Origin of the sequence: Streptomyces sp. NPDC003023, from assembly GCF_042888225.1 — a bacterium.
GTDB lineage: Bacteria > Actinomycetota > Actinomycetes > Streptomycetales > Streptomycetaceae > Streptomyces.
This window is the reverse complement of record NZ_JBIAPL010000006.1, coordinates 426415-438686: the sequence shown is the minus strand read 5'-3', so window position 1 is coordinate 438686 and position 12272 is coordinate 426415. Positions and strand designations below refer to the sequence as shown.

Below are 12272 nucleotides of genomic sequence, written 5' to 3'. Positions count from 1 at the left end.
GCGGACCGCAAGCACATCTGTCTCCCGGGAACGCTCAGGGAAACGCGTCTGTTCCCCTACCACTGTGCCAGCTCGCGCGCTTTTCGGCGCGGGCCGCCGGATAACACCCGATCCGTGACCGGACAAAATGCGCAAGTCAGGGCGGGGACTGCGCGTCGGAGGCGCAGTCGCGTAAGGTCACGCTCACCTACTCCCGGCTGACCGTGGTGCACCCGTGATCCGATTCGACAACGTCTCAAAGACATACCCCAGGCAGAACCGTCCTGCCCTGCGCGATGTCTCCCTCGATATCGAGAAGGGCGAGTTCGTCTTCCTCGTGGGCTCGTCCGGTTCCGGCAAGTCGACGTTCCTGCGGCTGGTCCTGCGCGAGGAGCGCGCCAGCCAGGGCATGGTCCATGTCCTCGGCAAGGACCTGGCCCGGCTCTCCAACTGGAAGGTGCCGCAGATGCGCCGCCAGCTGGGCACCGTGTTCCAGGACTTCCGCCTCCTGCCCAACAAGACCGTCGCGGAGAACGTCGCGTTCGCCCAGGAGGTCATCGGCAAGCCGCGCGGCGAGATCCGCAAGGCCGTGCCCCAGGTGCTGGACCTCGTCGGCCTCGGCGGCAAGGAGGACCGGATGCCCGGCGAGCTCTCCGGCGGTGAGCAGCAGCGTGTCGCCATCGCCCGCGCGTTCGTCAACCGCCCCATGCTGCTCATCGCGGACGAGCCGACGGGAAACCTCGACCCGCAGACCTCTGTCGGCATCATGAAGCTGCTCGACAGGATCAACCGCACAGGCACCACCGTGATCATGGCGACGCACGATCAGAACATCGTGGACCAGATGCGCAAGCGCGTCATCGAGCTCGAGAAGGGCCGTCTCGTCCGCGACCAGGCACGCGGCGTCTACGGCTACCAGCACTGAGCCCGGACAGACTGCAAGACTGAAAGGCTGACAGCACGCCATGCGCGCCCAGTTCGTGATGTCGGAGATCGGTGTCGGTCTCCGCCGCAATCTCACGATGACCTTCGCGGTGATCGTCTCCGTAGCCCTCTCGCTCGCCCTGTTCGGCGGTGCGCTGCTCATGCGTGAGCAGGTCAGCACGATGAAGGACTTCTGGTACGACAAGGTCAACGTCTCCATCTTCCTCTGCAACAAGAACGACGCGGCGACATCGCCCCAGTGCGCCAAGGGGGCCGTCACCACGGCGCAGAAGGAGCAGATCGAGGCCGATCTGAAGAAGATGGACGTCGTCGACGTGGTTCACCACGAGACGGCGGAACAGGCGTACAAGCACTACCGCGAGCAGTACGGCGACACCCCGATCGCCTCCACCATCACCCCGGACCAGATGCAGGAGTCGTTCCGGGTGAAGCTGGACGATCCGGAGAAGTACAAGGTCGTGGCGACCGCCTTCGCGGGCCGCGACGGTGTGCAGTCGGTCCAGGACCAGCGCAACATCCTGGAGAACCTCTTCTCCCTGATGAACGGCATGAACGTGGCCGCGATCTTCGTCATGGGCCTGATGCTGATCATCGCGCTGATGCTCATCGTCAACACCGTGCGCGTCTCCGCGTTCAGCCGTCGGCGTGAGACCGGCATCATGCGTCTCGTCGGCGCCTCGAGCTTCTACATCCAGATGCCGTTCATCATGGAGGCCGCCTTCGCCGGCCTGTTGGGCGGTGCGGTCGCCTCCGTGATGCTGCTGGTGGGCCGTTACTTCCTCATCGACCACGGCCTGGCGCTCTCCGAGAAGATGCAGCTGGTCAACTTCATCGGCTGGGACGCCGTGATCACCAAGTTGCCGCTGGTGCTGGCGATCGGGCTCCTGATGCCTGCTGTGGCCGCTTTCGTCGCATTGCGCAAGTACCTGAAGGTGTGACAAGTGCCCTGGGCGCCGTGCGGTCAACCTCCGTACGGCGCCCTTTGCTTGTCCTAGACTCGACGCCATGTCGGGCCCCGAGTTCAGTCCCCGGCCCCACGGCATTCGCCGCGGGGCCGCCCTGACGTTGGTGTTCGGAGTCGTCATCGCCACTGCCGCGGCCGTCAACTGCCTGCCGCAGGAGGAGCACACCGCGCCCCGTCCGCTCTCCGCCCGTGCCGCCGCCGCGACCGTGGACCGCGAGGATGTCGCGCGTGCCGCCGCGGAGGCGGCGGCCGAGGGCAAGTCCGGTACGGAGGCGGCCGAGGAAGTCGTCAGCCGCAGCGGTGACCGCTGGGGCGCGGTCTACGACAAGCAGGAGTTCGAGGAGTTCCAGAAGGCGCTCGACGGTGAGTACAGCGGCGTCGGCCTCGGTGCCAGACGCACCGCCGACGGGCAGGTCGAGGTCGCCAAGGTGCAGCCGGGCGGCCCCGCCGACCGGGCGGGCATCGAGGTCGGTGACCGGCTCCTCGGCATCGCGGGTCGCGACGTGTCACGGCGGCCGGTCACCGAGGTCGTGGCACTGCTCCGTGGCGCCGACGGGACCGCTGTGACCCTGGATCTCGAGCGTGACGGCCGACGCTGGTCCGAGACCCTGACCCGCGCTGTGCTGACCACGGAGACCGTCACCGTGGACCGTCTGCCGGGAGGCTCCGTAGTGATCAGGGTCTCCTCGTTCACCAAGGGCTCCGGCGAGCGGGTTCGGAAGGCCGTGCGCGGCGCCCCCGAGGGCGCCGGTGTCCTTCTCGACCTGCGCGGCAATGACGGCGGCCTGGTCTCGGAGGCGGTCACGGCAGCCTCGGCCTTCCTCGACGGCGGCCTGATCGCCACGTACGACGTACGCGGCGAGCAGCGCGCTCTCTACGCGGAGCAGGGCGGTGACACCGAGCGGCCTGTCGTCACGCTCGTCGACGCCGGCACCATGAGCGCCGCCGAGCTCGTCACGGGCGCGCTCAAGGACCGGGGCCGTGCGGTCACGGTCGGTACGCGCACCTTCGGCAAGGGCTCGGTGCAGATGCCGAGCCGGCTGCCCGACGGCTCCGTCGCCGAGCTCACCGTCGGTCACTACCGCACTCCGTCCGGTCACAGCGTCGACGACTCGGGCATCACTCCCGACCTCGTGACGGGCGAAGGGGCCGAGAAGCGGGCGCAGACGGTATTGAGTGGCCTCGGGGGAGGGTCGTAGTGCGAAAATGACTGCACTATGGCTAAGGAAACAGGGCGCAAGCTGATCGCGCAGAACAAGAAGGCGCGGCACGACTACCACATCATCGACACCTATGAGTGCGGTCTCGTGCTGATGGGTACCGAGGTGAAGTCGCTGCGTCAGGGGCGGGCCTCGCTGGCGGACGGCTTCGTCCAGATCGACGGCAACGAGGCGTGGCTGCACAACGTCCATGTGCCGGAGTACAGCCAGGGCACCTGGACCAACCACAGCGCCCGCCGCAAGCGGAAGCTGCTGATGCACCGGGAGGAGATCGACAAGCTCGAGTCGAAGTCCCAGGAGACGGGGCACACGATCGTCCCGCTGGCGCTGTACTTCAAGGACGGGCGGGCGAAGGTCGAGATCGCCCTCGCCAAGGGCAAGAAGGAGTACGACAAACGCCAGACGCTGCGCGAGAAGCAGGACCGCCGCGAGGCGGACCGCGCGATGTCGGCGGTCCGGCGCAAGCAGCGGTCGTAGCCGGCGGTCGCGGGCTCGCGCGGTCGTGGGCTCGCGCGGTCGTGGTTCGGCGGTCGCGGCCTGCCCGGTCGCAGCTCGCGCGGAATAGGCTGGCACCTTCGTGCGTTGGTCACGTACGATGGCAAGTGCCCTGGTGACAGGGTGCGGCCCCGCGAGGGGCGCGAGCTGGATTCAACTCAATAGTGGCAAACATGGGGATGATCGGTTTCGACAGCGGATGTCGAAGCAGGGGAAGCGTGTCGAGGAAGCGGCAATGATCTCGTAAACCATATGTCGCAACCAATAATCGCCAACACCAAGCGCGATTCCTTCGCCCTCGCTGCCTAAGTAGCGACTTGCGAAGTGTCAGCCCGGGGCTGTTCCCGACCCGGATCCTGGCATCAGCTAGGGAACTAAACCTCTGAACCCGGTCACGGGGAGCAGAGGGAAATCAAACAGTGACTGAGCCCGTCGGAGACTTGTTCGCGTGATCTCCGGGGCTGAGAAAAGCGCAGCGAACTGCACACGGAGAAGCCCTGATTCTGCACCGTTGGACGCGGGTTCGATTCCCGCCATCTCCACTCATCCCATGTACGACCAGGGCCCGGCAGCTACGGCAGCCGGGCCTCAGTCGTGTCCGCCGCCCAGATGCCCGGCGTGGTGTCCGCCGTCCTCGTGCCCGACGCCAGCAACAGCGCCAGTGCCGCCGCGCACACCGGAATCGCGTAGCCGTGGGCCGCACCCAGACGCTCCACCACGTAGCCGCCGGTCGCCGAGCCCGCCGCGACGCCGCCGAGCAGAGCGGTGACCGCGAGTGTCATGCCCTCGTTGGTCTGCGCCCGCGGAGTCAGGCGTTGCACCAGCGTCATCCCCGTCACCATGGTCGGTGCCGTGGCCATCCCCGCGACCAGCAGTGCGCCCGCCACCGCGGGCAGCACCCCGGTGCCCGCGGCGGCGACGAGCGGCAGGGACATCAGCGCCGTCATCGCGGCAAGGCACGTGGTCAGCCGGGCGGCGCGCGGGGACCGCCCGTAGAGGAGCCCCGCCGCGCACGAGCCGGCGGCCTGGAGGGCGAGGACCGGGCCGGCGAGCGGTCCGTCGGCGAAGGCGATGGTGACGACCTCCATGGAACCGAAGACCGCGCCCGTGGCCAGGAGTACGGCGAGCAGGGCGGGCATTCCTCTGCTCCGCAGCGGTGAACCGGCCGGGATCCGTGGTGCGACCGGTGGCTCAGTCGAGCGCTGGGCGGCGAAGAGCAGCACACCCGTCAGGAGAAGCAGCGCGCCCACGAGTGTGCCCGCTTCCGGGAAGAGCGCCGAGCACAGGAGCGCGGCGACCACCGGACCCAGCATGAAGCAGAGTTCGTCGGCGGCCTGTTCGAAGGAGTTCGCCGTGTGAAGGGCCGTCGCGTCGCCCGGGTGCAGGTGGGCCCAGCGGGCCCGTGACATGCCGCCGGTGTTGGGGCTGGTGGCGGTCGCGGCGTACGAGGCGAACAGCGCCCAGTCGGGCGCGTCGAGGCGTACGCAGAGCAGCAGCGCGAGTGAGCCGAACACGGCCAGGACGGTGGCGGGCACGGCGATCCGGGCCTGCCCGTACCGGTCGACGAGCCGCGCGGTCCAGGGCGCGACCAGGGCGGTGACGGCGAGACCGGTCGCGGTGACCGCCCCGGCGAGCGCGTAGGAACCGCGCGACCCGGCGATCATGATGACCGCGCTGACGCTGAACATACCCATCGGCAGCCGGGCGACGAGGTTCCCCGCGGTGAAGGCGCGTGCTCCGGGGACTGCGAAGAGCCGGCGGTAGGGGCCGGGCTGCCTGCGTGCCGGGCACGGGGTCGGGGAGTCGGGCCGCTGAGCCCGTGCCGAGGAGTCGGACGTGACCGCGGTCGGCGGTGGGGGAGCGGTCTCCCGGGACCGGGTGAAACGAGGCATGGCTCCAGCCTCGCCGCCGTCTCCGGGGCCGGTCCAACACCTCCTCGATGGCCATTCACGCATCCGTGTTGTTGAATGCGCTGTGCCCCAGGATCTGGAACCCAGGCTGCTCCGCGCGTTCGCCGCTGTCGCCGACGAACTGCACTTCACCCGTGCCGCCGCCCGTCTCTACGTCGCCCAGCAGGCGTTGAGCCGTGACATCCGGCGGCTGGAGCGGGAGTTGGACGTCGCACTGTTCGTGCGCACCACCCGGCAGGTGGCGCTCACCGCCGAGGGTGAGCGGCTGCTGCCGTACGCCCGGAGGGTGCTCGAGGCGCAGGACGAGCTGCTGGCCGCCGCCTCGGGTGCCGGGCGCCCCCTCCTTGTCGACCTCAACTCCGCGGGCATGACGTCGGGCCGGATCCTGGAGCGCGCCCGTGAACTCGCCCCCGAGTGCGAGCTGATGGCCCGCTTCGAGAGCGGGCTGACCGGCGCGGCAGGAGAGATCGTGGCGGGACGGCTCGACGTCTCCTTCGGCCGGTTCGCCGGCCTGGACCCCGCACTGCAGGCCCTGCTTGACCGGCAGCCCGTACGGTACGAGCCGATGGCCGTGCTGCTGCCCGAGGAGCACGCGCTGGCCGAGGAGCACGCGCTGGCCGAGTCGCGGAGCATTCCGTTGAACGCGCTCGCGGGCGAGACCGTATATGCCGGTGCGGGCAATCCGCGGACGCGGGAGTGGACGGAGCTGGCGCGGCTGCTCTTCGCCGGACGCGGTATCGCCGTCGCACCGCCGGCACCCATGGCCGTGGGCGCCGAGGAGTTCCGGCGGGTGATGGCGAAGACCCGTAATCCGGTTCTCGCCGTCGTGGACTTTCCCGTCATGCCCGGCACGGTCCTGCTTCCGATCGTCGACCCTGTACCGCTGTCCCCGTTGTCGATGGTCTGGCGCACGGGGCTGCGGCATCCGGGGCTCGACGCGCTGCGACGCGCCGCCGCTGAACTCGCAGCGGATGAAGGGTGGCTGGAAAGAGTGCACGACGGATGGTTGCCGGAACGTGATATGTCGCTGATGTGTGACAACAGCTGACGGTGGCGCCCGGATTCCACAAGGCTGCGCTACATTCAGCCACTGGGTGAAGGAGCGCGGTAGAAAGCGCTCGAACAGGGGTGGGGACCCTGTGTCCGGCTGAGACCGGCCGGCTGTGTGCGCACCCGGCTCAAGTCAGTGGGGGGATGTGCCACACGCCATGGAAAATTGGCAAGAAAACGTCGGTACGGGTCACACGCACGAGCCGCACGAGGTGACGATCCAGCTCGACGGCCTGGGGCGCAAGCTCCGTGATCTGCCCGTCGAGCCGCTCGCCGCCACCCCGGACGGTGCCGAGGGGCCGGTCTTCGTGGACGAGAGCGGCCGGCGCAGCAGGAAGCTCCGTCTCATCGGCTGGGTGCTGGCCGCCGCGTGCGCCGGTTACGCGATCACGCTCGTCGCCGCCCTCCTCGGTGGCAACTCCAGCGCGCCCTGGATGCCGGGCCTCGGCGGGGCGGGGGACAGGAAACCCGACCACGTCCAGATCCAGCCCGCCCCCACGGACCGTCAGACCACGGTGGCCACACCGCACGCCCCGCCGGGCACCCCTGTCCGCGGCGACTCCGGCGACGCCGCCCCGCCCGGGCCCTCGGCCGGCGCAGATGTCGGCCGCTCACTGCCCGCCGCGCAGCCGTCCGCATCCGCCGCGTCCTCGGTCCAGCCGGTGAGCGACGGCACCGGCGGCGGGCCGGCCGTGACCTCCGCCGCACCTGTGAGCAGCGCTCCCGCCTCCGGCGTCACGACTCCCGGCGAGCCCGGCCTCTCCGAGTCCGCCGCTCCCGGCAGCGACTTCCCCCGGCAGCCCGTGCGAGAAGGCGCGCTCTAGATGAGCGTCCCCCGCCCCGGGGCTCCGCCGCGGCGGAGCCGCAGGCGCGTCGTACGCCGCAGACTGCCCATGCGCTATCTGCTGCCCGTGGTCTTCCTCGTCGCACTGCTGGCGATGCTGATGCTCCGCGGCTACGTGCACAGCGAGATCCTCGCCGACCACCGCGTCCGCCCCCCGGCCCCCACGGACCAGGTCCCCGAGCACATACTCGCGGGCGGCCCCGTCATCGACGCGCGCGACAAGCAGAACCCCAAGGCGCTGAGCGTCCCCGACCGGCGGCTCGTGCTGACCTTCGACGACGGCCCCGACCCCGTGTGGACGCCGAAGGTCCTCGACAAGCTCAAGCAGTACGACGCGCACGCCGTCTTCTTCGTCACCGGCACCATGGCCTCCCGCCACCCCGATCTGGTCGAACGGATGGTGCGCGAAGGCCACGAGATCGGCCTGCACACCTTCAACCACCCCGACCTGTCCTTCCAGACCACGGACCGCATCGACTGGGAGCTGTCGCAGAACCAGCTGGCGCTCGCCGGCGCGGCGGGCATCCGCACCTCGCTGTTCCGGCCGCCCTACTCCTCCTTCTCCGACGCCCTCGACAACGAGTCCTGGCCGGTCACCCAGTACATAGGCAGCCGCGGCTACATCACGGCCTTCAACAACACCGACTCCGAGGACTGGAAGCGCCCCGGCGTCGACGCGATCATCGAGCGCGCCACCCCCGAGGGCACCCAGGGCTCCATCGTGCTGATGCACGACTCGGGCGGCGACCGTTCCCAGACCGTCGCCGCGCTGGACCGCTTCCTGCCGGACATGAAGGAACGCGGCTACCGGTTCACCAACCTCACCGAGGCACTCGGCGTCCCCACCGCCCACACGGCGGTCGGCGGACTCGAGCTGTGGAAGGGCAAAGCGTTCGTCGGAGCCGTCGCCGTCTCCGAGAACACCACCGAGGTCCTGGTCGTCGGCCTGGCCGTGATCGGTGTACTGGTCTTCGCCCGCTTCGGACTGATGCTGATCCTGTCCTTCGTGCACGCCCGCAAGGTGCGCCGCAAGGGATTCAGCTGGGGGCCGCCCATCACCAGGCCGGTGTCCGTGCTGGTCCCCGCGTACAACGAACGCGAATGCATCGCCAACACGGTCCGCTCGCTGATGGCCAGTGACCATCCCCTCGAAGTCGTGGTCATCGACGACGGCTCGAGCGACGGCACCGCGGACATCGTCGAGGCGATGGGGCTGCGCGGCGTCCGGGTCGTACGGCAGCAGAACGCGGGCAAGCCCGCCGCCCTCAACAACGGCATCAGGAACGCCCGGTACGAGATCGTCGTCATGATGGACGGCGACACCGTCTTCGAGCCGTCCACGGTCCGCGAACTCGTCCAGCCCTTCGGCGACCCCCGTGTCGGCGCCGTCGCCGGCAACGCCAAGGTCGGCAACCGCGACACCCTCATCGGAGCCTGGCAGCACATCGAGTACGTGATGGGCTTCAACCTCGACCGGCGGATGTACGACCTCCTGGGCTGCATGCCCACCATCCCCGGCGCCATCGGCGCCTTCCGGCGCAGCGCACTCGAACGGGTCGGCGGCATGAGCGAGGACACCCTCGCGGAGGACACCGACATCACCATGGCCATGCACCGCGACGGCTGGAGTGTCGTCTACACGGAGCGGGCACGGGCCTGGACGGAGGCCCCGGAGTCCGTGCAGCAGTTGTGGTCGCAGCGCTACCGCTGGAGCTACGGCACCATGCAGGCGATCTGGAAGCACCGCCACGCCCTCGTCGAACGCGGGCCCTCCGGCCGCTTCGGCCGCGTCGGCCTGCCGTTGGTCTCCCTGTTCATGGTGCTCGCCCCGTTGCTCGCCCCGCTGATCGACGTCTTCCTGCTGTACGGCCTGGTCTTCGGCCCGACTCAGAGGACCATCGCCGCCTGGCTCGGCGTACTGGCCGTGCAGGCCGTCTGTGCCGCCTATGCCTTCCGGCTCGACAAGGAACGCATGGTCCACCTCCTGTCCCTGCCGCTCCAGCAGATCCTCTACCGCCAGCTGATGTACGTGGTGCTTCTGCAGTCCTGGATCACCGCACTGACCGGCGGCCGGCTGCGCTGGCAGAAGCTGCGGCGCACCGGAGTGGTCGAGGCTCCCGGAGTCGTCGGCGGCCAACAGGCGCACGCCGAAGAGCGGAGGCCGGCCGGATGACCCCGTACACGTCACCGCGGACGGCCGGACCGCCCTCTCCGGCCGGCACCTCCCCGGCGCCCGCCGACGGCAGGGACCGCTACTTCGACCTGCTGCGGGCGCTCGCCCTGTTCCGGGTCGTGCTCTACCACCTGGTGGGCTGGGCCTGGCTGCCGCTCGTCTTCCCGTCCATGGGCGTGATGTTCGCGCTCGCCGGCTCCCTGATGGCACGCTCCCTCTCCCGCCCGGCGCTGCGGGTGATCCGCAGCCGGGTACGGCGACTGCTCCCGCCGCTGTGGGTGCTGGCGACCGCGGCCGTCACCGCGATGCTCGTCGCGGGATGGCGCCCCGGCCCCTCCGCGGTCTTCTGGATCCTGCCGCTGAGCGATCCGCCGTTCCTCGCCGCCGACTGGGCGGGCGACATGGCGGAGCCGCTCTGGTACCTGCGCGCCTACCTGTGGTTCGTGCTCCTGTCGCCACTGCTGCTCCGTCTGCTGCGCCGACTTCCGTGGCTCACGCTCGCCGCACCGGTCGCCCTGTCGTTCCTCCTCGCCGCAGGCCATCTCTCCATGCCCGAACGGATCGATTCGGCGCTCACCGACTTCACCACGTTCGGAGCGTGCTGGATCCTCGGCATGGCTCGCCAGGAGGGCATCCTCGCCCGCCTGCCGCGCTACGTCGTGCCTTCCGTCGCGCCGTTCGTGATGCTCGCCGGGATCTGGTGGGCCGGACAGCACGGCTTCTCCACCGGCGGCGAGCTGGACGGCATTCCGCCCGCCGACGCCCTCTGGTCGCTCGGCGCGGTGATGCTGCTGCTGCACTTCAGTCCGTCATGGGAGTCCTGGCCGCCGAAGCTGCGCCAGTGGGACAGCCTGATCACGCTGCTCAACGCGCGCGCGGTGACCGTCTACCTCTGGCACAACGTGTGCATCCTGCTCGCCGCGCTGCTGTGGGACCGGATGTGGGACATCGACCTGCTCGCCGAGCGCGCCTCCTGGCTGCTGGACAGCTGGGTCCCGGTGCTGCTGATCGCCTGGGCACTCGTCGCCGTGTGCGTCCTGGCCTTCGGCTGGGCCGAGGACCTGGCGGCCCGGCGCCGTCCCCGCCTGTGGCCGAACGGCGCCGGAAGCCCTCGCTCACATTCCGTCCGACCGGCGGGTGAGAGCAAGGTTTCGCACCGGTCACCTCGTACCACCGGACCTGAAACGCACCGTCCATAGCGTCGCCTCCACGACCGGAACCAGGTGGAGGCGCGTGATGGCAGGCCGATGGATCGAACGGTGGGACCCCGAGGACGAGACCTTCTGGCGGACCGGGGGCGAGCGGGTCGCACGGCGCAACCTCGCCTTCTCCGTGCTCAGTGAGCACATCGGCTTCTCCGTCTGGAGCCTGTGGTCCGTGATGGTCCTCTTCATGGGACCGGAGTACGGGATCGACCCGGCCGGCAAGTTCTTCCTGATCGGTACGGCGACCCTGGTCGGTGCTGTCATCCGGGTCCCGTACACGTTCGCCGTGGCACGGTTCGGCGGCCGCAACTGGACGATCTTCAGCGCCCTGCTCCTGCTGCTGCCGACCGGCGCGGCCTTCCTGGTGATGGAGCCGGGCACCTCCTATCCGACGTTCCTCGCGGTCGCCGCCCTCACGGGCGTCGGCGGCGGCAACTTCGCCTCGTCGATGACCAACATCAACGCCTTCTTCCCGCTGCGGAAGAAGGGCTGGGCGCTCGGCCTCAACGCGGGCGGCGGCAACATCGGCGTACCAGTGATCCAGCTGATCTCCCTGCTGATCATCGGCACGGCGGGTGCGGCCCACCCGCGGCTGGTGCTCGGCATCTACCTGCCGCTCATCGTGATCGCCGCGCTGTGCGCCGCGCTGTGGATGGACAACCTCGCGCCGGTGAAGAACGACACCGGAGCGGCCGTCGACGCGTCCAGGGACGGCCACACCTGGATCATGGCCTTCCTCTACCTCGGCACCTTCGGCTCGTTCATCGGCTACAGCTTCGCCTTCGGCCTCGTGCTCCAGACCCAGTTCGGCCGCACCCCTCTCCAGGCCGCCTCGCTCACCTTCATCGGCCCGCTGCTCGGCTCCCTCATCCGGCCGCTGGGCGGACTGCTCGCCGACCGCTTCGGCGGAGCGCACATCACCCTGTGGAACTTCGTGGCCATGGCGGCCGCGACCGTGGTGGTCGTCACCGCCTCGGTCCGCGAATCCCTCGCCGTGTTCCTCGTGGGCTTCATCGCCCTCTTCGTGCTCAGCGGCCTCGGCAACGGCTCGACGTACAAGATGATCCCCGGCATCTTCCAGAACAAGGCGCTCGCCAAGGGCATGACCGGCGAGACCGCGGCCGCGTACGGGCGGCGGCTGTCCGGTGCCTCCATGGGGCTCATCGGCGCCGTCGGCGCGGTCGGCGGCCTCGCGATCAACCTCGCGTTCCGCCAGTCCTTCCAGACCTCGGGCACCGGAACGGCCGCCTTCGTCTCCTTCCTCGTCTTCTACGTGCTCTGCGCGGCCGTCACCTGGGCGGTGTACCTTCGCCGGCCCGTCGTCGTACCGGTCCGCACCGCGGACGCGCGGACGGAGCGCGATCCGGCCTACGCACGGGTCTGAGCAGGCGCAGTACGTAACGACGGTGAAATATGAACGAACCGGGCCTGTCACGAGCCTTTGACAGGCTCGGTCGCCACGTTCCAAGTCCGCCTGCAACGCTGAT

The 12272-nt window shown here is 69.5% G+C and carries 10 protein-coding genes and 1 other RNA gene; 10 read left to right on the top strand and 1 reads right to left on the bottom strand.

Annotation, left to right across the window (positions count from 1 at the left end; all coding sequences use genetic code 11):
- Positions 1-214 precede the first annotated feature (214 nt).
- From ftsE to ssrA, 5 genes are all read left to right on the top strand, one after another.
- Positions 215-904 (top strand): cell division ATP-binding protein FtsE, encoded by a 690-nt coding sequence (gene ftsE, locus ACFYV1_RS22270; RefSeq protein WP_389397254.1) that lies wholly within the window; start codon positions 215-217, stop codon positions 902-904.
- Between the two features lie 40 nt (positions 905-944).
- Positions 945-1862, top strand: a complete 918-nt coding sequence (ftsX, locus tag ACFYV1_RS22265) for a permease-like cell division protein FtsX (protein ID WP_005316905.1) — start codon at positions 945-947, stop codon at positions 1860-1862.
- 67 nt (positions 1863-1929) lie between these two features.
- The gene (locus tag ACFYV1_RS22260) at positions 1930-3087 is read left to right on the top strand and encodes a S41 family peptidase (RefSeq protein WP_389397253.1); all 1158 of its coding nucleotides are present in this window, start codon (positions 1930-1932) and stop codon (positions 3085-3087) included.
- A gap of 18 nt (positions 3088-3105) precedes the next feature.
- Entirely contained in the window at positions 3106-3585 is a 480-nt protein-coding gene (smpB, locus tag ACFYV1_RS22255; protein ID WP_389397252.1) for an SsrA-binding protein SmpB, read from the top strand.
- A 193-nt stretch (positions 3586-3778) separates the two neighbouring features.
- Positions 3779-4148, top strand: a transfer-messenger RNA (tmRNA) gene (ssrA, locus tag ACFYV1_RS22250).
- A 27-nt stretch (positions 4149-4175) separates the two neighbouring features.
- Here ssrA and ACFYV1_RS22245 read toward each other — a convergent pair.
- Complete coding sequence (locus tag ACFYV1_RS22245; RefSeq protein WP_389397251.1) at positions 4176-5495, bottom strand: MFS transporter; 1320 nt, start codon at positions 5493-5495, stop codon at positions 4176-4178.
- 82 nt (positions 5496-5577) lie between these two features.
- On the opposite strand from ACFYV1_RS22245, the gene ACFYV1_RS22240 reads away from it, so the two are divergent.
- From ACFYV1_RS22240 to ACFYV1_RS22220, 5 genes are all read left to right on the top strand, one after another.
- Complete coding sequence (locus ACFYV1_RS22240; RefSeq protein ID WP_389397250.1) at positions 5578-6561, top strand: LysR family transcriptional regulator; 984 nt, start codon at positions 5578-5580, stop codon at positions 6559-6561.
- Positions 6562-6721: 160 nt separating this feature from the next.
- Positions 6722-7387 (top strand): hypothetical protein, encoded by a 666-nt coding sequence (locus tag ACFYV1_RS22235; RefSeq protein WP_389397249.1) that lies wholly within the window; start codon positions 6722-6724, stop codon positions 7385-7387.
- Positions 7388-7456: 69 nt separating this feature from the next.
- Positions 7457-9580, top strand: coding sequence for a glycosyltransferase (locus tag ACFYV1_RS22230; protein ID WP_389397307.1), 2124 nt, complete (start codon positions 7457-7459; stop codon positions 9578-9580).
- Positions 9577-10779 carry an acyltransferase gene (locus ACFYV1_RS22225; protein ID WP_389397248.1) on the top strand — a complete coding sequence of 401 codons (1203 nt, stop codon included), beginning with the start codon at positions 9577-9579 and terminating at the stop codon, positions 10777-10779. The genes ACFYV1_RS22230 and ACFYV1_RS22225 overlap by 4 nt, the downstream gene beginning before the upstream one ends.
- 37 nt (positions 10780-10816) lie before the next feature.
- Complete coding sequence (locus ACFYV1_RS22220; RefSeq protein ID WP_389397247.1) at positions 10817-12169, top strand: nitrate/nitrite transporter; 1353 nt, start codon at positions 10817-10819, stop codon at positions 12167-12169.
- Positions 12170-12272 lie beyond the last annotated feature (103 nt).

Excerpts from the sequence above, each read along its gene's own strand:
- ACFYV1_RS22260 (WP_389397253.1), top strand. The coding sequence starts at position 1,930 with ATGTCGGGCCCCGAGTTCAGTCCCCGGCCCCACGGCATTCGCCGCGGG.
- smpB (WP_389397252.1), top strand. The coding sequence starts at position 3,106 with ATGGCTAAGGAAACAGGGCGCAAGCTGATCGCGCAGAACAAGAAGGCG.
- ACFYV1_RS22245 (WP_389397251.1), bottom strand. The coding sequence starts at position 5,495 with ATGCCTCGTTTCACCCGGTCCCGGGAGACCGCTCCCCCACCGCCGACC.
- ftsX (WP_005316905.1), top strand. The coding sequence starts at position 945 with ATGCGCGCCCAGTTCGTGATGTCGGAGATCGGTGTCGGTCTCCGCCGC.
- ACFYV1_RS22230 (WP_389397307.1), top strand. The coding sequence starts at position 7,457 with ATGCGCTATCTGCTGCCCGTGGTCTTCCTCGTCGCACTGCTGGCGATG.
- ACFYV1_RS22220 (WP_389397247.1), top strand. The coding sequence starts at position 10,817 with ATGGCAGGCCGATGGATCGAACGGTGGGACCCCGAGGACGAGACCTTC.
- ACFYV1_RS22235 (WP_389397249.1), top strand. The coding sequence starts at position 6,722 with ATGGAAAATTGGCAAGAAAACGTCGGTACGGGTCACACGCACGAGCCG.
- ACFYV1_RS22225 (WP_389397248.1), top strand. The coding sequence starts at position 9,577 with ATGACCCCGTACACGTCACCGCGGACGGCCGGACCGCCCTCTCCGGCC.